Origin of the sequence: Massilia sp. BKSP1R2A-1 (assembly GCF_050586525.1) — a bacterium.
Taxonomy (GTDB): domain Bacteria; phylum Pseudomonadota; class Gammaproteobacteria; order Burkholderiales; family Burkholderiaceae_D; genus Telluria.
Map to the genome: position 1 here is coordinate 1 of NZ_JBOBRE010000014.1, position 19,471 is coordinate 19,471.

Annotated in this window: 21 protein-coding genes; 5 read left to right on the top strand and 16 right to left on the bottom strand. The window is 66.6% G+C overall.

Annotation, left to right across the window (positions count from 1 at the left end; translation table 11 throughout):
* Positions 1-197 precede the first annotated feature (197 nt).
* Complete coding sequence (locus tag ACQ7JA_RS19450; RefSeq protein ID WP_430900740.1) at positions 198-401, bottom strand: CsbD family protein; 204 nt, start codon at positions 399-401, stop codon at positions 198-200.
* 178 nt (positions 402-579) lie between these two features.
* On the opposite strand from ACQ7JA_RS19450, the gene ACQ7JA_RS19455 reads away from it, so the two are divergent.
* Positions 580-1,671 (top strand): AI-2E family transporter, encoded by a 1,092-nt coding sequence (locus tag ACQ7JA_RS19455; protein WP_430900742.1) that lies wholly within the window; start codon positions 580-582, stop codon positions 1,669-1,671.
* 267 nt (positions 1,672-1,938) lie between these two features.
* On the opposite strand, the gene ACQ7JA_RS19460 is transcribed toward ACQ7JA_RS19455, so the two are convergent.
* The 4 genes from ACQ7JA_RS19460 to ACQ7JA_RS19475 all read right to left on the bottom strand — a co-directional run bounded on the left by ACQ7JA_RS19460 (position 1,939) and on the right by ACQ7JA_RS19475 (position 7,581).
* Positions 1,939-2,115 carry a CsbD family protein gene (locus ACQ7JA_RS19460; protein ID WP_430900744.1) on the bottom strand — a complete coding sequence of 59 codons (177 nt, stop codon included), beginning with the start codon at positions 2,113-2,115 and terminating at the stop codon, positions 1,939-1,941.
* Positions 2,116-2,185: 70 nt separating this feature from the next.
* Positions 2,186-2,803: a class I SAM-dependent methyltransferase gene (locus tag ACQ7JA_RS19465; protein ID WP_430900745.1), complete on the bottom strand. Its 618-nt coding sequence runs from the start codon at positions 2,801-2,803 to the stop codon at positions 2,186-2,188.
* Between the two features lie 68 nt (positions 2,804-2,871).
* Complete coding sequence (locus ACQ7JA_RS19470) at positions 2,872-4,926, bottom strand: M13 family metallopeptidase (protein ID WP_430900747.1); 2,055 nt, start codon at positions 4,924-4,926, stop codon at positions 2,872-2,874.
* Positions 4,927-4,959: 33 nt separating this feature from the next.
* Positions 4,960-7,581, bottom strand: a complete 2,622-nt coding sequence (locus ACQ7JA_RS19475; protein WP_430900749.1) for a M1 family metallopeptidase — start codon at positions 7,579-7,581, stop codon at positions 4,960-4,962.
* 342 nt (positions 7,582-7,923) lie between these two features.
* Between ACQ7JA_RS19475 and ACQ7JA_RS19480 the strand changes: the two genes are divergently transcribed.
* The gene (locus ACQ7JA_RS19480) at positions 7,924-8,205 is read left to right on the top strand and encodes a flagellar protein FliT (protein WP_430900751.1); all 282 of its coding nucleotides are present in this window, start codon (positions 7,924-7,926) and stop codon (positions 8,203-8,205) included.
* Positions 8,206-8,351: 146 nt separating this feature from the next.
* Here the strand turns inward: ACQ7JA_RS19480 and ACQ7JA_RS19485 are convergent, their stop codons facing one another.
* Positions 8,352-9,329, bottom strand: a complete 978-nt coding sequence (locus ACQ7JA_RS19485; RefSeq protein WP_430900753.1) for an HDOD domain-containing protein — start codon at positions 9,327-9,329, stop codon at positions 8,352-8,354.
* Positions 9,330-9,698: 369 nt separating this feature from the next.
* Positions 9,699-10,724 carry a type IV pilus assembly protein FimV gene (locus ACQ7JA_RS19490; RefSeq protein WP_430900755.1) on the bottom strand — a complete coding sequence of 342 codons (1,026 nt, stop codon included), beginning with the start codon at positions 10,722-10,724 and terminating at the stop codon, positions 9,699-9,701.
* Positions 10,725-10,814: 90 nt separating this feature from the next.
* Between ACQ7JA_RS19490 and fumC the strand changes: the two genes are divergently transcribed.
* From fumC to ACQ7JA_RS19505, 3 genes are all read left to right on the top strand, one after another.
* Positions 10,815-12,212 carry a class II fumarate hydratase gene (fumC, locus tag ACQ7JA_RS19495; protein ID WP_430900757.1) on the top strand — a complete coding sequence of 466 codons (1,398 nt, stop codon included), beginning with the start codon at positions 10,815-10,817 and terminating at the stop codon, positions 12,210-12,212.
* A 32-nt stretch (positions 12,213-12,244) separates the two neighbouring features.
* On the top strand, positions 12,245-12,457 hold the full coding sequence (locus ACQ7JA_RS19500; protein ID WP_258828794.1) for an RNA-binding S4 domain-containing protein: 213 nt from the start codon (positions 12,245-12,247) through the stop codon (positions 12,455-12,457).
* A 121-nt stretch (positions 12,458-12,578) separates the two neighbouring features.
* Positions 12,579-12,863, top strand: coding sequence for a DUF883 family protein (locus ACQ7JA_RS19505; RefSeq protein ID WP_430900759.1), 285 nt, complete (start codon positions 12,579-12,581; stop codon positions 12,861-12,863).
* A gap of 1 nt (position 12,864) precedes the next feature.
* On the opposite strand, the gene ACQ7JA_RS19510 is transcribed toward ACQ7JA_RS19505, so the two are convergent.
* The 9 genes from ACQ7JA_RS19510 to ACQ7JA_RS19550 all read right to left on the bottom strand — a co-directional run bounded on the left by ACQ7JA_RS19510 (position 12,865) and on the right by ACQ7JA_RS19550 (position 19,218).
* Entirely contained in the window at positions 12,865-13,365 is a 501-nt protein-coding gene (locus ACQ7JA_RS19510) for a hypothetical protein (protein ID WP_430900761.1), read from the bottom strand.
* A 69-nt stretch (positions 13,366-13,434) separates the two neighbouring features.
* On the bottom strand, positions 13,435-15,075 hold the full coding sequence (bufB, locus tag ACQ7JA_RS19515; RefSeq protein WP_430900763.1) for an MNIO family bufferin maturase: 1,641 nt from the start codon (positions 15,073-15,075) through the stop codon (positions 13,435-13,437).
* Between the two features lie 3 nt (positions 15,076-15,078).
* A complete protein-coding gene (locus tag ACQ7JA_RS19520) occupies positions 15,079-15,381 on the bottom strand; it encodes a BufA1 family periplasmic bufferin-type metallophore (RefSeq protein WP_430900764.1) in 303 nt (100 codons plus the stop codon).
* A 126-nt stretch (positions 15,382-15,507) separates the two neighbouring features.
* Complete coding sequence (locus ACQ7JA_RS19525) at positions 15,508-15,705, bottom strand: YjfB family protein (RefSeq protein ID WP_430900766.1); 198 nt, start codon at positions 15,703-15,705, stop codon at positions 15,508-15,510.
* A 43-nt stretch (positions 15,706-15,748) separates the two neighbouring features.
* The gene (gene mobB / locus ACQ7JA_RS19530) at positions 15,749-16,282 is read right to left on the bottom strand and encodes a molybdopterin-guanine dinucleotide biosynthesis protein B (protein ID WP_430900768.1); all 534 of its coding nucleotides are present in this window, start codon (positions 16,280-16,282) and stop codon (positions 15,749-15,751) included.
* Complete coding sequence (locus tag ACQ7JA_RS19535) at positions 16,269-16,952, bottom strand: general secretion pathway protein GspB (RefSeq protein ID WP_430900770.1); 684 nt, start codon at positions 16,950-16,952, stop codon at positions 16,269-16,271. Before ACQ7JA_RS19535 ends, mobB begins: the two co-directional genes overlap by 14 nt.
* Before the next feature lie 2 nt (positions 16,953-16,954).
* Positions 16,955-18,532 carry an AAA family ATPase gene (locus ACQ7JA_RS19540; RefSeq protein WP_430900772.1) on the bottom strand — a complete coding sequence of 526 codons (1,578 nt, stop codon included), beginning with the start codon at positions 18,530-18,532 and terminating at the stop codon, positions 16,955-16,957.
* Positions 18,533-18,552: 20 nt separating this feature from the next.
* The gene (locus ACQ7JA_RS19545; protein ID WP_430900774.1) at positions 18,553-19,029 is read right to left on the bottom strand and encodes a hypothetical protein; all 477 of its coding nucleotides are present in this window, start codon (positions 19,027-19,029) and stop codon (positions 18,553-18,555) included.
* A gap of 3 nt (positions 19,030-19,032) precedes the next feature.
* Positions 19,033-19,218, bottom strand: a complete 186-nt coding sequence (locus ACQ7JA_RS19550) for a hypothetical protein (RefSeq protein WP_258828784.1) — start codon at positions 19,216-19,218, stop codon at positions 19,033-19,035.
* Positions 19,219-19,471 lie beyond the last annotated feature (253 nt).

The window sequence follows — 19,471 nt, forward strand, 5'->3', positions numbered from 1 at the left end:
TACGCGCGCCAGCCACCTCCTGAAGCCCGCCGCCTGCATTGCCGCCTCCACTATCGACCGAGATGGCAATCAGACAGCGAAGCAGCTCGAGAGTTCAACCTGGCCCAACAGCCAACGGTGACAGCGCCTTTTTTTTGGGCGCTTCGTAAATAACAACAGCTGCCCACGGGCAGCTGTTCTCTACGCTTGGAAGCGGATCAGTGCGGACGGCGGGTAACGTCGTCCAGCTTCTCTTCCACCCTTTCCTGCGCATCGCCCACCTTCTTCTGGGCCTGGCCTTCAACTTTGGTTGCCTTGCCCTTGGCTTCCTGGGTCGGGCTGTCGATCGCATCACCGAATTCTTCCTGGATCTTGCCACCGATTTCTTTCAGTTTACCTTTAACTTGATTTTCGTTAATCATGGTCTTCTCCTTGAGTTGACATGTCCGGATGGCCATGCATGGGGTCAGATTACGCCTGTGGCCCGGTCTCTTCTGTTCGTGTCCGCACATTGCACAAAAGTCAGCATTTGAGCGACGTCAAGACGATTCGGGTGCTAATCTTTTGTCAACGCAACATTGCGATCCAACGAGGTTAGCCATGAACGAACAAGAAAACCGAGATCACCCGAGCGATCCACCACCCGCGCAACGCCGCGTCGCCAAGCGCGTCACGATGATCAGCGGGATCGCTATCCTGTTCGTTGCCATTGCGGCGGCGATCGTGCTGGCGGCGGACGCGCTGCTGCTGGTGTTTGCCTGCATCCTGATGGCCATCCTGCTCTATAAGCTGAGCGAGATCATGGCGCGCCGCATGCACATGAACCGCAAGGTGTCGCTGACCATCGTCGTCGTCGCGCTGGCGGCCATCATCGGCATCGGCGGCTGGGCGATGGCGCCGCAGATTTCCGAGCAATCGACCAAGCTGGCGGAAGAAATCCCGGCCGCCGTCAAGCGCCTGCAATCGGAAGTCCAGCAGCATCCCCTGCTCAAGCGCGTGGTGGACGAACTGCCGCCACCGGAACAGATCGTCAAACAAATGGGCAATATGGTGCCGAACGCCGGGCTGTTCTTCGGCGGCGTGATCGGCGCGCTCGGCAATGTCGTCATCATCCTGTTCGTCGGCATTTATTTCGCAGCCTCGCCCCATGTCTATACGCAGGGCGCGATCCGCCTGGTGCCGCCGGCAAAGCGCCCGCGCGCGAAGGAAGTGCAGCAGGAACTGGGCAAGACATTGGCCAGCTGGCTGCTCGGCAAGGCGGCGTCGATGCTGATCGTCGGGGTGGCCACCACGGCGGGCCTGATGATGCTGGACGTGCCGCTGGCCCTGATCCTGGGCATCATTGCCGGCCTGCTCGACTTCATCCCCTACCTGGGCCCGATCATGGCGGGCATTCCGGCGGTGCTGCTGGCGCTGTCGATCAGCCCGGACCTGGCGCTGTACACCGCCCTGCTCTTCCTCGGTGTCCAGCTGGTGGAAGGCTATGTGCTGCAGCCGATGATCGAAGCCAAGGCGGTCGACCTGCCGCCGGCGCTGGTAATCGTCATGCAACTGGTCTTCGGCACCCTGTTCGGCTTCGCCGGTGTAGCATTGGCGACGCCTCTGGCGGCGGCGCTGGCGGTGCTGGTGAAGATGCTCTATATCGAAGACGTGCTCGGCGACAGGCCGGCGCAAACGACGCGCCAGGCATAACGAAAAAGCCGCACAGGTGAATGGAAACCAGTTGTTGCCTTTGAAGATGTCCTTCATGCAACCCCAAGGTGTCAGGTCTGACATTCAGACACAAGCTCGACCGTAACCTTAGTAACGGCTGAGCTCGTGTCCGGATGTCAGACCTGACACCGAGGTTGTGTACTTCAAGAATAGGCTGGGCCGCCGGCCCGAAGGCAAGCACCCGGGAGAGACCGGCGGGGTATGAAAAAGCCGCGCAATGCGCGGCTTTCGTTGGGTAGATAGAACTTAGTTGTTGCCTTTGAAGATGTCCTTCACGTCGCCGGCCTTTTCCTGCACCTTGCCTTCGACCTGCTTGGACACGCCTTCGCGCTGGGTCTGGCGGTTGCCGGTGGCTTCGCCGACCTTCTCCTGGATCTTGCCGCCAATGTCCTTGGCCTTGCCTTTGACTTGGTCCTCGTTCATGACACACCTCATCGTTGTGTGGATCGAAGTCCTACCTTAGGCCGCATCCATGGCCCGCTCTGTGCGCCAACTAACACATGGGCTTGCGCCAGACGCTGGCCAGCCAGGGCTGCTGTTCGCGCGGCAGGCCGGCCGGACGGTAGTAATGGTGCAGCGGCAGGAGGCCGGCGGCCCGCAGATAGCGTTCCCACGTTTCGTAATCGTAATAGCTGCCGTAGCGCGGTCCGTTCCAGCCTTCCTGGTTGTTTCCGCGCGGGTTCGAGCTGAACAGGACGCCGCCGGGTTTCAGGGTCGCATGCAGTTTCTCCAGCATACCAGGCAGCTCGGCGCTGGGGACGTGGAACAGGGAGGCGTTCGCATAGACGCCATCGAATTCTTCCCGGGGCAAGTCGAGGTGGAGAAAATCCTGCCGCCACACCTCGCAGCCGCTGTAGGCGCGGGCCATGTCGGCGAAGCGTTCGCTGCCGTCCAGGCCGATGGCGGTATGGCCGAGCAGGCGGAAGGTCTTGAGGTCGCGCCCGGGGCCGCAACCGAGATCGAGGATGGCCCAGGGAACCGGGGCCTCGATGGCGTTCAACAGCGCCTCGATGTTCTGGCGCACGTCGTGGTCGATGGTGCCGGCGAAGAAGGCGTCGGCGGTGAGGTTATAGTGCGCCAGGGTGCGGCGCGAGATGTCGTCAGCGTCCATGCCGCATTATCGACGAAATCCGGACAGGGGCCGGGCCCGCGCCTGCGGACCCGGCTTCTACCCTGCCCTTACCAGACGCGTACGCGCTGTTCCGGCGCCAGGTAGAGCTGCTGGCCCGGCTTCACGTCGAAGGCCTTGTACCAGGCGTCCAGGTTGCGCACGGTGTAGGTGCGCCACTGGCCCGGGGCATGGCCGTCGGTCAGCACGGCGCGGCGCAGCGAGGCTTCGCGCGCCTTGGTGCGCCAGGCGTGGGCATAGCCGGTGAAGAAGGCGCGGTCGGCTTCGACGGTCTTGCCGCCCGGCGTGGCCTTGAGCGCGTCGTAGGCCGCGGCCAGGCCGGCCAGGTCGGACAGGTTCTCGCTCAGGGTCAGCTGGCCGTTGATCGCCAGGTCGTCGAAGGGTTTATAGGCGTTGTACTGCTCGACCAGCTTCTGCGACGCCTTCTTGAAGTGGGCCAGGTCTTCCTCCGTCCACCAGTCGCGCAGGCGTCCCTGGGCGTCGAACTGGGCGCCCATGTCGTCGAAGCTGTGGCTGATCTCGTGGCCGATCACCGAGCCGATGGCGCCGTAGTTCTGGGCTTCCGAGGCTTTCGGATCGTAGAACGGCGCCTGCAGGATCGCAGCCGGGAAGTTCAGCGCGTTCTGCAGCGGCAGGTTGACGGCGTTGACCAGCTGCGGCGGCATGGCCCAGTCGGTCTTCTTCGGCTTCTGCTTGAGCTTGGCGAGCTGCTGGGTGTAGTGGAATTCCTGGGCGCGCATCACATTGCCCAGCGCATCGTCGGGCGAGACCTGCAGACCGGCATAGGACTTCCATTCGTCCGGATAGCCCACGCCCACGTACATGGTGCGTACCTTCTCCTTGGCCTGGGCGCGGGTCGTCGGCGCCATCCAGTCCAGCTTGTCGATGCGGCGCTCGAAGGCGGTCTTGATGTCGGCGACCATCTTCAAAATGCGCTGCTTGTCCTGGGCCGGGAAGTACTTGGTAACGTACATCTTGCCGACCGCCTCTTCCATTGCGCCATTGGTGGCGGCCAGGGCGCGCTTCCAGCGTACCGACTGCTGCGGGCTGCCGGTCAGGGTCTTGCCGAAGAAGTCGAAGCGCAGGTCGTTGTAGGCCTTGGGCAGGGTGCTGGCGAACTGGTTCAGGCTGTGGAAGGCCAGGTAGTCCTTCCAGGTGGCGAGGTCGGTCGCGGCGACCTGGCGGGCGGCGCCTGCGATGGCGCCCGGATGGTAGGCGATGAAGCGGTCCTGGCCAGTCAGTCGTGCACCCTGCATGAAGGCGTTCCAGTCCATGCCCGGGGCCTTGGCGGAGAAGTCCTTCATGGTCCAGGGATTGTTGGCCTTCTGGATGTCGGCCGACTCTTCACGGCTCGCGTGGCTCTGGGCCAGCTCGGACTCGAGCGCGAAGATCTTCGCGGCACGCGCTTCCGGATCGCTGTAGCCGGCCTGCTTCAGCACGGCGGCGATATAGGCCTGGTACTTGCTGCGCAGCTCGGCCATCTTCGGGCTGTTGTCGAGGTAATAGGCGCGGTCCGGCAGGCCGATGCCGCCCTGCAGGATGTAGGGGACGTTGCGCGAGGGCTCGGTCAGACCCTGGTTGATCCACACGCCGAACAGGTTGGGCGTATTGAAATTGGTCGCGTTCAGCGGGTCGACGTCGGCGCGCAGGAATTCGCCCAGCACCCGCGAGAGGCCGGCGCGGTCCCTGATCGCTTCGATCTTCGCCATGCGCGGTTTGAGGGCGCCGAGGCCGGCCGATTCGATCGCGGCCTCGTTCATGTACGCCTTGTAGAAGTCGGCCACCTTGCGCGCTTCGGCACTGGCGGCCTTGTTGCTGCCTGCTTCCTCGACCAGCTTGACGATGCGGGCATTGGTTTCCTCGGCCAGCGCGTACATCGCGCCCCATGAGCCGCGGTCGGCCGGGATCTCGGTCCTGGCCATCCACTCGCCATTGGCGTAGGCATAGAAATCGTCGCCCGGCAGAACGATGGCCCCGACCGGCCTGGCGGGCGCCTTGGTGGTGCTTGCATCCTGGCCGGCGGCGTGGGCGGGAGCAAAGGCGAAGGCGGCGCCGCACAGGGCCAGGGCGACGGCGGTCTTGATCGGAGTCCAGCTGGTGTTCATAGCTTCCTTTTCTCTTGGTAAAAGTGACTTCGTTTATTGCTTTTGCAGCGCGGCCCGTACCTGCGGCAGCAGGCGCGCCTTCTGGGCGGCACGGATGCGCACGCCATTGCCGGCGCGCTCGGCTTCGACAACACCGTCGGCGCCGAAGTTCTTGCGCATGTAGTTTTCGACCAGCTCGGCGTGGACCGGGTTGGCCGAGCTCGAGACGATGCTGGCGAACAGGGCGTGGCGGCCGAGCGCTTCCATATTGTTCAGCAGCGCGTCGCGGTTGGCGACGGCGAAGTTCCAGGTCTGGTCGAGGTGCTCGGCGGAGACGCCGCTGATGATGTAGGGAATCAGGTCGGGCGGAGTCTGCGGCGACAGCAGCATCTGCAGGGTGCGTGCGGCCAGCGCCGGATCCTGGGCGCTGGTCAGCGCCTTCCCGAAGCGGTTGCGCTCCTCGCTGTTGGGTGCGTTGGCTGCCCGTGCGGCCAGGGCTTCGTAGGTGGCGGCGTCGGCGTAGCGGCCGGCCGTCAGGGTGACGAAGTCGATCATCGAGGGCGGCACCGAAGCTGGGTCTTCCAGGAAGCGCGCGAAGCGCGCCTTGCCCTGGGCGATGGCCTCCGGGTCGCCGGCGCGCGCCAGCGAGGTGGCCAGCATGCCGCGCAGCTGGGCATCGTCAGGACTCTCGCCCGGCTTCTCGTCCCAGCCGAGCGTGGCGAGCCTGGGACGCGCCAGGTCGATGAAGAAGCGGCGCACCAGGGCCTGCTCCGGTTCGCCGCCCAGCAGCGAACTCACGGTGCGCAGGTGGGACAGCAGCGCCTCCCACACGGCCGGGCGCGGCTCGTTCGCGTACTTGCGCACCAGGTCGAGGTAGGCGTCGAGCGGCATGCGGCCGGCCAGGGCCAGGCTCCAGCTGTCGGCCAGCAGGCGCAGGCGGGTGCTGTCCAGCAGGCGTGGCGCCTGCTCGGCCAGGGCATGGAAGCTGGCCGGGTCGTAATGCACGCGGAAATAGCCGACGCTATACGGGTCGACCACCAGGGCGCCTTCGCAGCTGGCCTGGGTGATCGTGGTCGAGGGGCCGGACAGCAGAGTGGTCCAGGCCTTGCCGTTGACGGTGCCGACCTGCAGCGGAACGTTCCACAGGCGTTTCTCAGGCGCCGGCTCGTCGAGGCGGTACTGCTCCTGCGACAATGTGATCTTGCGCTTGCCGTCTTCGCAGGCCTGCTCGACCTTGATCAGGGGGAAGCCCGGCTGCGTGGTCCAGTCCGACGCCAGCTTCTCGACCGGCTTGCCGGAGGCTTTTTCCAATGCCGCCCACAGGTCGCTCGAGGTGGTATTCGAATACTGGTGTTTGGCCATGTAGGCGCGGATGCCCTTGCGGAAGTTGTCCTCGCCCAGGTAGGCCTCGAGCATGCGCAGGAAGGCCTGGCCCTTCGAATAGGTGATCGCGTCGAAAGCGGCGGCGGCCTGCTCTTCGGTGTCGATGCGGGTCTGGATCGGGTGCGTGGTCTTGCGCGCGTCCAGGTTCATGACGTATTCGCGGGCGGCGATCTCGTCCAGGTAGGGGCGCCATTCCGGATGGAAGTGCTGGGTCGCCTTGGCCGCCATCCAGGACGCGAAGCCTTCGTTGAGCCAGAGATTGTCCCACCAGGCCATGGTGACCAGATTGCCGAACCACTGGTGGGCCAGCTCGTGGGCATTGATGTTGAAGGTGAATTTCTTGACCCGGTCCGGGCTCTTCTTCGGGTCGTAGAGCAGGGTCGGCTCGTTGTAGACGACGGCGCCCCAGTTTTCCATGGCGCCGTTGAAACCGCCGGGGATGGCGATCTGGTCCAGCTTGGGCAGCGGATACGGGATGCCGAAGTAATGGTTGAAGTAGCGCAGCAGGTCGCGCGAGGCTTGCAGGGGGAAGGCGGTCGAGGCGCCCTTCCCTTCGGTGGTCACGATGCCGATCTCGACGCCGTCCTGTTTCGCCGCGACCCTTTCCATCTCGCCCGCCACCAGCACCACCAGGTAGCTCGGCATCTTCGGCGTGTTGCCGAAGGTGACGCGCTGCATGCCCTTGGACAGCGGCTCCTGCTTCTCGATCGGAGTGGTCGAATAGGCCTTGAAGTTGCTCGGGACGTCGACCGTCAGCTTGAAGCGGGCGCGGAACGATGGTTCGTCCCAGGTCGGCAGCATGCGCCGCGCATCGGTCGGCGCCATGGTGGTGGCGATCAGCTTCTTGTCCGCCCCGCCCGCCTTGTAGTTCACGTAGAAGAGGCCGCGGCCTTCGCGGTTGATCTGGCCCTTGAACGTCAGGTCCAGCGCGTACTTGCCCGGCGCCAGCGGCCTGGCCAGCTCGAAGCGCAGGGTCTGCTGCCCCCTGTCGAGGATGGGCTTGAGGGCGAGCTTGCCGATCTCCTTGCCGCTCAGGCTGGCGCTGTCGATCTCCAGGTTGTCGGCGTTCAGCATGATGGTCGAGGTGGTGTTGAGGACCTCGATCTCGACGGTCTGGGTGCCGCGGAAGCTGTTGCCGGCCACGTCGGGCATGATGTGGGCGGAGTACTGCAGAGGAATCACGTCTTTCGGCAATTTGCCCGGCGTCGTGGCAAATGCATACGGCGCTTCGGCCTGGGCGCCGGCAGTGGTCAGCGCAAACGCGACCGCGGCCGCGGCGCGTGCGACTGGCATGTCTCTCATAAGTCTCTCTCTCGCAAAGCTTTTCTTGGTTTTTTGATCATGGCGTGGCGCTCCATGGCGCAACTACCCAGCACGCACTCTACGTAGGCCCCCGGACGCCTGCGCCCGGATTGCGACAGACTGCAAAAAACGCGGCCAAACTGCCGATTCCGGGGAATGGCGGGTGCATTCTGGACCAAAGCGGGTCGGTTGACCATGCATGACTGACAACATCCGTGTCTGTGCGAAAAAAATTCAATCTTTTTTCAATGAAACCCTAAAGTTCCGAAAAGCGCGTCCGTAAAAGGGTAGACAACCGGCAATCCGGCCGGTGAAACTTGCCAAGGCAGCAACATGACCTCGAACGACGTCCTCTCGATGTACGAAAACCTCGCCGGCCTCAGCGGCCAGATGAAGGTTGCTGCCCAGGCAGGCGACTGGAACGGTTTCGACAAGCTGAACGTGCAGGCCAGCGTGGCGGCAGGTGCGGCGATCGGCGGCGTGCCGGCCCTGGACGGCGCCAAGCGCCAGCGCAAGATCGATCTGATCAAGCAGCTGATGGCCAATGACCGTGCGATCCGCGATGTGACCGAGCCGTGGATGGGCCAGGTGGAACGCGCGATGAGCGCGCACTGATCGGCAGGCGATCAGATAGATAAAGGGCGCCGTCGGCGCCCTTTTGCTTTGGTAGGGTGGTCGGCTCTGCCGACCGCGCGTTCAACTCCGGCATGCACGGCCACTGAGCGAGCCGGAGCTGGACGCGCGGGCAGAACCTGCCCATCCTACGATTCGAGCTTACTCAGCTTCCCGAGGCAACGCCGCTGGAACCCATTCAAGGCCTCATTCACCAGCGCATCGTCCTCGCCCACCAGCCCGGCATCGATCAGGATCCGCAGCTTCGCGATCCGGTCGCCCTGCCCCAGCGCCTGCGCCAGCGGCGAACCGTCCGGCTCGCCCGCCTGGCTGATCGCCTCCGCCACATTGTTCGGGAAATCCCAGTGGGTCGCGATGACGCCGGAAAGCAGCCGGCTGCGCGCCAGCAGCTCCACGCCGAAGGCGGCCGAGGCCGGCACTTTGCCGTTCGGGCAGACCCGGTCCGCCAGGCGGAAGGCGACGATCAGGCCGACGTCCTGCATCAGGCCGGCGAGGCAGGACTCGAAGATGTCGGCGGTCACACCCGGCGCCATCAGGCTGGCCGCGACGGCGCACTTCTCGGAATGGTTCCAGACCAGGGGCGCGGCGCGGCGCGCGAAACCGCTCTCGTGCATGCGGATCACGGGCCGGAAGGCCACCCGCGCCAGCAGCATGCGCAGGCCGTTCTGGCCCAGCAGCATGATGGCGGCATCCAGGGTCTTGATCGGGGTCATCGGCCGATAATAGGCGCTGTTCGCCTCGCGCAGCACCTCGGCCACCAGCACCACGTCTTCCGCCACCTGGGTGGCCAGTTCGCCGGTCGTGACGTTCTCGTCGCGCAGGCTGCGCAGCAGCTTGGGGATCAGTTCGGGAATCCGCGGCACCAGCTCGGCCGCGATGGCCGGATTCTGGGTGAAGTGGCTGATCTGGTCGAAGATCTGGCGCTCGGTCTCCGCCGGGGCCTCGAAGGTGGCCGGTCCGGCGAGCCAGCCGTAGTACAGCGCATCGATGCCGGCGCCGTCGCCTGCCGCATCGGGAGACGATTCATCCGGCGCTGCGGCAGCGCCTTGTGGCGCGCCAGCCTGGCTGTCCGCGCCGCTCAACAAACGATTGATCCAATTTTTCATAGTACGCCCGGGTAATGCCGCTGGGCGATTGTAGCCTGTCCGCGTGCTGGCCGCGAGACCCCGGATGCATATGGCATGAGCCGGAATGGCGCGGAGAAAAGACAAAAGCGCCCGCAGGCGCTTTCTTGATGTGCGGCCGAGCGAGGCTCGGCCACGGAATGGGGGGAAGAGCGACCTCCAGGTATCTCCTGGCGTCGCCTTCTGCCGGTTGCTGCCGGCGTTCGCTGCCTCAGCTGGCTGGCGAACTGCTTCCGGACACGAGCGTTTCTTCAACGTCACCTGGTTCCGCGCCACGCTATCGGTGGTGGCTGCGACAGGCCTTCGCGCCGTCTGTGATCTCGCGACCACGAAACGAGTATAACGCAAAAATCAGACTTGTGTAGACGAGTCGTGTACGGCCTCTTCCAGGGTCGGCTCGGCCGCTTTGGCGGGCGCCGGCTTGCGCTTGAGGCGGGCCTTCATGCGCGCCAGCAGGCCGACTTTCGGCTCCGCACGGCGAGCCGGGCGGGCGGCCCCCTTCCGGCGCCGCAGCACCAGCAGCGCGGCCAGCAGGGCCAGCACGGCTGCGATGCCGCCACCGACCAGGACCCACGGCGTGTCGGGCTCGGGTGGCGGCGGCTCCGCCTTCTTTTTCTTCGGCTTGTAGGGTTTTACCGGCGGCACGACCGCCGAGGCCGGCGCGCCCATCGCCACCTGCAGCACCTTCACCTTGTCTTCGAGCTGGCCCAGCTGCTCGCGCAGCATGGCGTTCTTCGCGCCCAGCACGACGCAGGCATTGGTATCCGGCACCGGCTGCGGTACGCAGGCGGCCGGCGCCGCTGCGGCCACGGGCTTCTCCTCCACCGTCGCCGCCTTGGGCATTACCGGCCTGGGCACCGGTTTCGGCGCCGGGGGCCTGGGCCGGGCGGCCACGGCCACCGGCGCCTTCACGGGCTGGACAACCGGCGCCGCGATGACGGGCGCCGGCACGGGCGCCGGAACGGGGACCGGCGGCGGAGGCGGCGGCGCCGGATTCGGGTCCGGCGACAGCCACAGGGTTGCCAGGCGCACGCTGCGCTGGCTGCCGTCGACGAGTTCGAGATAGAGGTGCAGGTGCGGCGTGTCGACCGGCTTGAGCGAGGTCACGTGCAGGAACTGGCGGCCATCGCGCCGCATCACCGACATGGTCAAGGTGGACAGCACCGGCGGCATGAGGACGTTGGCGCCGCGGTAAACTTCCGGATGGGCCAGGCGCACGGCCACGGCCTTGCCGGCGTCCTCCAGCATCACGAGCTCGACGTCGGCCACCAGCGGCTGGCCGATGAAGGAGCTCACTCGCGGTTCGCCGAGCTCGGCTGCCTGGGAGGCGCCGGCGAGCAGCGCGCTGATCAATAACAGAGGGAGGCGGCAAGCCATAGGAAGATGCAGAAAAGGTAGCCCAAGCGTCATTAACGGACAATGGGATAAACTCTTTAGCATCCCAGCCCCTCAATTGCACAGGACATCATGGAAAACAGGATTGAAAAGGACAGTTTCGGCCCGATCGACGTTCCCGCGGATCACCTCTGGGGGGCCCAGACCCAGCGTTCGCTCCACCATTTCCACATCTCCACCGAACGCATGGCGCCCGAGCTGGTGGCGGCGCTGGCCCAGGTCAAGCGCGCCGCCGCAGCCGTCAACCGTTCCCTCGGCAAGCTGCCGGGCGACAAGGCCGAGGCCATCATCCGCGCCGCCGACGAAGTCCTGGAAGGCAAGCACCCGGACGAGTTCCCGCTGGCCGTGTGGCAGACCGGCTCGGGCACCCAGAGCAATATGAACATGAACGAGGTGCTGGCCAACCGCGGCTCCGAGCTGATGGGAGGCGAGCGCGGCGAGAAGCGCCTGCTGCACCCGAACGACCACGTCAATATGGGGCAATCGTCGAACGACATCTTCCCCACCGCCATGCACGTGGCCGCGGCGGCCGCCGTGGCCCAGAACGTGCTGCCCGCCCTCGCCCAGCTGCGCGGCACGCTGCTGCGCAAGTCGCGCGAGTTCGACGACATCGTCAAGATCGGCCGCACCCACCTGCAGGACGCCACCCCGCTCACGCTGGGCCAGGAATTCTCGGGCTACGTGGCCCAGCTGGAATTCGCGGAAAGCGCGATCCGCTCTACCCTGCCCGGCCTGCTGGCCCTGGCCGCCGGCGGCACGGCGGTCGGCACCGGCCTGAACGCCCACCCGGAATTCGCCCCGCGCATCGCCGCCGAACTGGGTTCGCGCACCGGCCTGGCCTTCAAGAGCGCGCCCAACAAATTCATGGCCCTGGCCGGGCACGACGCCATGGTGGCAAGCCACGGCGCCTTCAAGACCCTGGCCACGGCCCTCATGAAGATCGCCAACGACGTGCGCTGGATGGCCTCGGGCCCGCGCTCCGGCCTGGGCGAGATCACGATTCCCGAGAACGAGCCGGGCAGCTCGATCATGCCGGGCAAGGTCAATCCAACCCAGTGCGAGGCGCTCACCATGCTGTGCTGCCAGATCTTCGGCAACGACGTCGCGATCACGGTCGGCGGCTCCCAGGGCAATTTCGAGCTGAACGTGTTCAAGCCCATGATCGCTCACAACTTCCTGCAGAGCGCGCGCCTGCTGGCGGACGGCATGCGCTCTTTTGATACCCACTGCGCCCAGGGCATCGAGCCGAACCACGCGCGCATCGCCGAGCTGATGGAAAAATCGCTGATGCTGGTGACCGCGCTGGCCCCGCATATCGGGTATGATCGCGCCGCCCAGATCGCCAAGACGGCCTCGAAAGAAGGCCTGACCCTGCGCCAGGCCGCACTGCAGTCCGGTTTCCTGAACGAGGAACAGTTCGACCAGTGGATCGTCCCGATCGACATGACCCGGCCGGACCAGGTCGACTGAGCCTGGCGCCCTTTACCTACCCCGAGGATAGAATGCAAAAAATAGATTTCGATTTGACATCAGAATTCGTCGAGGTCAACCAGCTGCTGAAGCTGGTCGGCCTGGTCGACAGCGGCGGCGCCGGCAAGAACATGGTCGCCAGCGGCGTGGTGTCGGTCGACGGGAAGCAGGAGTTGCGCAAGACCGCCAAGATCCGCACCGGCCAGGTCGTCACCGTGGGAGACGTGCAGATCCGCGTGCAGTAATCCCAACATCCGGGCGCAAAAACGGCGGGCTTATGTTTGCGCCCTAACAAACAGAACGGGGCTTCCTTGTTTATATTTTAAGTCGTGATGATTCAGCAAACATTCGGCTAAAGGTGAAGCAATGGAAACCCCCGCACCCCGCGCTCAGTCGCAGGAACAACTCATCGGCGACCTGCGTCTCGTCATCGAGAACGCGGAAGAACTCCTCAAGAATACCGACCACTACACCAGCGTGCTCTACCAGAACGCCCGCGCCAAGCTGGCGCTCGCCCTGGAAGCGGCCAACGAAGAACTCGCACGCTTCGAAGACGCCCAGTTGGAACGCATGATGGCTGCCACCCGCGCCGCCAACGAGCGCTTCAGCGACCGTACCGGCGAGCAGCGCATCCTGCGCGCCTTCCACTGACTTACACCACGTCCACGGTCCGCTTCGAGAACTGGTCGACCGCGGCCAGGAAGAGCTGGGGATCCTTCGACGGAAAGTAGACGAAGCGCTTGCCGAACTGGATGCGGAAGTGTCCCAGCGAAGTACAGGAAGGCGACATCTCCCGCGGCAAGACCAGCGGCCATAGCCAGCCGTGCAGGATCAGCTCGCTGCGCGACGCCTCCACCACATCGCTAATGTCCGACCACGGCAAAAAGCGGGGGTGCCCAAGCACCCGCACGAAACGTATTCCCTCCAGGCTCAGCTCCACCTTGGTCACGCTGTAGAGCGCGAACGCCAGGTAGAGAAGCAGCATCGTCGCCACGGTCAGGGTCGTGCTGCCAACCAAGGAATGGACCAGCGCGCCCGGCAGGCCGAACAGGATCAGGATCTGACAAGTACCGATCGCCAGGGAAATGGCGGCGTCACCGGCGTCGCGCGGGGCGACACGGGGATCGAAGCTGCACTGCGCGTCTTGGGACATTGGCGGCCTTTCGAGAAATATTGCTCAGTAACCATCATACGGACTTTATTTCTCGACAACAAGCCGAGCTCACACCACGATCCCACCGACGAGACCGGCATCGAACCAGCGCCTCAGCATGGCGGCGATATCGGGCGTCGCCTCCCCCTCTTTCAGCGCGGCCAGCATGGCGTCGACCGCCTCGCCGAAGCTGCCCTGCGCCGCCAGGCACGCGAGGGCGGCCGCCTCGGCCTCCTCCAGCATGCAGACTTGGACTTCCCAGCCGCGCCGCAGGACCAGGGCGATGCAGGATGCATCCACCCGCGCCGGCAGCGGCGGACCGTCCGGCTGGTGCGCCTGCCACACGGGCGCAGTCGCCCAGGCGCTGCGCAGGACGGCCACCGAGGGCTGCAGGGTGAAGCGTGCCCCGTCGAGCTCGGCAGGCGCGAGGCCGGCCAGCGCGGCAAGGCCGGCCGGCGCAACATCCGGCGCCAGATACGCCCGGTGCACCGCCCACTCCAGGCGCGCGACATCGGGCAGGTAGGCGATGCCGGCAGCCGGCGGGAAATCCTCCAGGAAGGCGGGCAGTTGCGCGCCGAAGCCGGCCAGGTCCGGATCCTGTGAGGGAAACGTCGTGCCGTAGGCCCGGGCCAGGCCCTCGAAGAATTCCTCCCCGACCAGTTGCCGGACGACCGGGTAGGCGTCAAACAGCGCGCGTATCCAGCCGGCGTGCAGGTTGCCGCGATAGAGCGCCATGCGGGCGGCGGCGCCCTCGTGCAGCAGGGGTGCGAGGGCGGCATCCTGCCCCCGGTCGAACAGCGCCTCGCCGAAGCGCTGCTGGACGGCAGCCAGGGATTTGCCCGGCGCGACAGCCGCTGCCGGCACAGGCTGCGCGTCGACGGCAGGGAGAACCGGGTAGGCCGCGGCAATGGCGTCGGCCCGCGCCGCCTCGGCCAGCAGCACCTCGAGCGGCGGCACGTCGGCATCCCACTCGACCAGCGCCGGTACCCGGCCGAAGCGCGCCAGGGCCGCGCGGTACAGCGCCCACACGGGCTCCGCCACCGCCGCGCCGTGGTGGTCGACCAGGGCCAGCGGTGTATGCAGATGGCCGGCCAGGTGGATTTCGCCCACGCTGCCCACGGGCAGCGCGGCAATCGCCGCCAGCGCATCCTCGCCGTGGTTGTGCTGGTTGACGTAGAGGTTGTTCACGTCCAGCAGGATGCCGCAGCCCGTGCGGCGCGCCAGTTCGGCAAGGAAGGCGGCCTCGCTCATGGCGTCGGCCCGGAAGCGCACATAGGTCGAGACGTTCTCGACCAGCAGGCGCCGTCCCAGCGCATCCTGCACCCGCCCTACCCGCTCGCACAGCAGGTCCAGCATGGCATCGCTCAGGGTGAGGGGCAGCAGGTCGTTGAGCTGGCGGTCCGCCAGCGCGCCCCAGCTCAAGTGTTCGGAAACGAGGAAGGGATCGACGGCGTCGACGAGCTGCCGCAGGCGCGCCAGGTGAGGCGCGGAAAAGCCGTGCACCGAGCCCAGTCCGAGCCCGACGCCGTGCAGGCTGAGGGGGTAGTCGCGGCGCAGGCTGGTGAGGACGTGCCAGTCCCAGCCCGCGCGGGCAAGATAGTTTTCGCTATGAACTTCGAGGAAGCCGACCTGCGGACGCCCTTCCAGGAAAGCGCGGTAGTGCGGCGTGCGCAGCCCCACGCCGGCGGCCAGGGCGCGCGTTGCGCGCATGGCTTATTTTTTCGGTTCGGCCTGGGCCGGTTCGGCGGGCTTGGCCGTCTTGCCCGGCTCGAGCGAGCCGCCGATCCTGGTGCAGGTGCCCTTGGCGACGAATTTCCACTCGTTCGGGTCCTTGTCGACGGCGGCGACGCCGGCGCAGCCGTGGGTCGCGGTGCCGCAGTCGTTCTGGCCGGCCTTGGCGACGCCGTAGCAGGCTTCCTGGTCGGCCTTCGGCACGCCCATCTGGTCCTGTGCGGTGGCCTGGGCGGCGCAGACGCCGGCAAGGGCGGCGGCGATCAGGGCGTGGCGGTGGGTCATGCGGTACTCCAGGGCGTCATCGAGGGCGCCAGTATTGATCAGCCGGGGAAAAGATGCAAGACGCGGCGACGCCGGACCTCCGCCTGCGCGAAAATCCGGTCGTGCCAGTCCGACAAAAGCTGCGGATCAGGCGGTGGTATTGATCTTGTTGCCCAGGTGCGGCGGCAGGTTCGCCCCCTGCACCGACGGCAGCGCGTCGAGCAACTGGGTCGCGGTCGACGCCTGGATCTGCTGGGCCTTCTTCAGAACGGCCAGGTTGACTTCCTGGCGCTGGCCGGTTTCGGCGATACTGGTGGACAGCTTGGCGATGCTGGACACGTCCATGTAACTCTCCCATTAAGGCGTATCCTCCTGTTACGGCGCGGTTTCAGGAAACTTTAGGATATTCCCGCAACCAGTCGCGCAGCCATTCCAGCACCCGCCCGGGATCGTTCAGGTCCAGCCAGGCGACGCCCCGCGCGTCCGGGGGGCACGGCGCATCCGAAGCCACCGCCACCACGTCCGGGTCGTCCGGATACAGCGCCGGCCGTCCGAGGGCCGGACGGAACACTTCCAGCTTCGGCATGCGCTCCCATTTATAGCCCTCGACCAGGGTCAGGTCCGCCGGCGCCAGGCGCGCCAGGTGTTCGGCGAGGGAGGGCTCGTCCGCGCCGCGCAGCTCGCGCAGGATGGCGACCCGGTAGGGCGAGGCCAGCATCACCTCGGCGGCCCCGGCCATGCGCAGGCGGGCGCTGTCCTTGCGCGGCGGCTCGAGTTCGACGTCGTGGTGGCTGTGCTTGACGACGTTTACCCGCAGCCCCTGCCCCGCCAGGCGCGCAATCAGTTGCTCCAGCAGCGAGGTCTTGCCGCTGCCGGACCAGCCGACCACACCGAGCACCGGCCCCGGGCTAGTAGGCGACACGGTAGCGATAGCCGCGGAAATTCATGATCGCCGCCTTCGGCAGCAGGCGCTCCAGCACCAGGCCGGGCGCCACCTCTTCGCCTTCGCGGCGCAGCATCTTGTCGACCAGCAGCAGGCGCTCGGCCGGATTCGGCGAGTAGATATAGCCGCCGAAGGTGACCTTCGGGATGTCGCGCTGCACCGCTTCCGGCAGCGCGGCGAGCGCGCCGATGTTCTCGTCCACGGCGGGCGCCGCCGCGACGAGGACCGGACGCGTGGGTTCCGGCGCCTCTGGCGCCACCGGCTCGGCCCGGCGCGGTGCTTCCGCCTTCGGTTCGGGCCTTGGCGTCGGCTTCGGCTGGACCGGCGCCTCCCTGGGCTTGGCCGGCTCGGGCGGCGGGGCCACGGGCGCCGGCGCCGCCGCCACCGGCGCGGCGGCTGCCAGAACCACAGGGGCTGCCACGGGCGCCGCTTGCGCGGCGACCTGCACCGCCGGCGCCGGCTGGCGCAGCAGGAAGACAGCGGCCAGCGCCAGGCCGATCGCCCCCATGCCCAGCCCGAGGTACAAGGGCTTGCGGCTGGCGGCTTCCGGCGGCGCCGCATACACGGGCGGCGCCGCATGGATGGTTGGGGCGTTGCCGAGCTGGCGCTCCGCCTGGGCCTTCTTGAGGGCGTCGAGGATATAGGACATGCTTATTTTCCGTTCGCGGCCGCCAACAGGCGCGGCTCCGGCACGCCGGTCAGCTGGTTCAGGCGCATGAAGGTGCGCGGGCCGGCCACGCCGTCCGCTTTCAGGTCCTGGGCGGCCTGGAAGCGGCGCAGCCATTCGCGCGTGCCGGCGTCGAAGGGACGCTCGCTTTTCGGCGCGGGCGCCTTGTTGATCCCGGCCAGGCTGGCGTTCAGCCAGTCGACGTCCTGGCCGCGGTCGCCCTCGGACAACTGCTCGCGAAAGCCGCGCGGCATGCGCCAGAAGGTGGTGAACTCGCCGCCGAAGCGGGCGACGAAGGTCGCCAGGTCGATGCGCTCGCGCCTTGCGCCGGCGCTGAGCAGCACGCTGTTGCCGTCCATCGCGCTCAGGACCGCGTACCCCGTGCGCGGCCCCTCGTGCAGGGTGACGACGGCCGGCCGGTCGAGCAGGCGCAGCTCGTACAGGCCGCCGCGCCCCTGGTGGCAGCGCAGGTTCAGGCGCAGCGCCGCCTCGCAAGGGTCATTGCCCGCCAGCGGCTGGCCCCACAGCGCGGCCAGTTCGCGCAGGGCATTGGCTTCATCGGCCTGGACCGGCGGCACCGCCGTCGAGGCGAGGTGCGACGCCAGGGTGGCCCCCGGCTTGGACGCCGCGGCCACCGCCGGCGCCGCCTGGCGCGCCGGCAGCGCCTGCCAGGCCGCCGCGCTCAGCGCGACCGCCGCCAGCACGCCGCCCACCGCCATCGGCACGCGCAGCGAACGGCGCGGCGCCGCTTCTCCCGCAAACACTTCCTCGGCGGCCTTGTTCAGGATGGCGCGGGTCACCTGCGGGCTGTTCTCGACATAGGCGCCGAGCAGGGCGCGGTCGCACAGCAGGTTGATGCGGCGCGGCACCCCATGGGTGAGCGCGTGGACCTGGGGCGTCAGCGCGGGCGGAAACGGCTGGCCGCCCGCCCCCGCCACTGCCAGCCGGTGCGCGACGTAGGCGCCGGTTTCAGGCTCGGACAGCGGCCCCAGGTGGTAGCGCGCGATCACCCGCTGGGCCAGCTGTTCGAGCTCGGGCCGGGCCAGCATGGTGCGCAGCTCGGGCTGGCCGATCAGGATGATCTGCAGCAGCTTACGCTCATTGGTCTCGAGGTTAGTCAGCAGACGCAATTGCTCCAGCACCTCGGCCGACAGGTTCTGGGCCTCGTCGATGACGAGCACATTGTTCAGGCCCTGGGCATGCGATTCCAGCAGGTAGCGGTTGATCGCGTCCACATGGGCCTTGAGGCCGGCGCCCTCGCCCGCGGGAAGCGCAATGCCGAACTCGTCGCAGACGCTCTGCAGCAGCTCCTCCACGCTCAGGCGCGGATTGAAAATATAGGCCAGGCGGCACTGCTCGGGGATCTGCTCCATGAAGCAGCGGCACACAGTGGTCTTGCCGGCCCCGATCTCCCCCGTCAGCAGCACGAAGCCGCCGCCGCTGCCGATTCCGTACAGCAGGTGCGCCAGCGCCTCGCGGTGGCGCTCGCTCATGAACAGGTAGCGCGGATCGGGCGCGATCGAGAACGGCGCACCCTTCAGGTGGAAGTAGTGGTTATACATGCATCGTTGGCGAAGCTCGCTTAGCGCACCGGGATCGATTTGAACTTCGCGCAGTATATTTTGCTTTTGTCATTCATGTAAGCGATGGTGCTGCCCGGGTTCGAAACGCGCAAAGGGAAAGGCGTGGCGTCCACGGCCCGGAACGTCGTGCCGACCGAGGCGCGGATCGCGCTTTCGAGCTCCTGGGGAGTGCTCTCGGTAATTGCCGCAATGAAGACCAGATCGCTGGTATCGTCGCTGACCATGACTTCCTTCACCTCGGCGCCCCACAGGGTGGCCTCGGTCTTGAACCACCAGGCCCCGCCCTCGCGCTTGTAGGCCGGGCCGAAGGATGCCGTCAGGTAATCGTGGAAATAGCGGTTCTCGAGATGGCTGCGGCACAGCAGCGCGTTGCCGATCACGGTGCCGAAGGTGGACGGCATGGCGCCGGCAGGGGCCGCCAGGAGGGAGGCCGTTGCCAGGCAGGCGAGCGCGGCCAGCCGTTTGGATGCCGGCATCGCTTACAGTTTGGACAACCAGGCGCGGTTGGCCGCGATCCTGGCCTTGACCGTGGCCGGCAAGGCTTCATAGCAGCCAGGATGCTGCTTGAGCGCATGCTCACGCACTTCCTTCTGCATGCCATTGACGAGGAACACGTACAGCTCCGCGCCCTGCTCGTTCTTGCGGGTGCCCATATAGCGAATCACGGGAGATCTCCTTCCATGCCCGCATTATGACACCCCACGGCCCCGCCTGCCCACGCCGCATGGCCCGCGGCTGCGCGGAACGTCGCCCCGGGGAGCGCCCGGCAGGCGTTGTTGTTGCTGTCGAGCCACATCTCGCCTCATTCTCGGCAAGCCTTCCGACCCGCGGTGTCAGGTCTGACATTCGGACACGAGCTCTTCTGTAAGGGCGTAAACGGTTGAGCTTGTGTCCATTTGTCAGACCTGACACCGATGT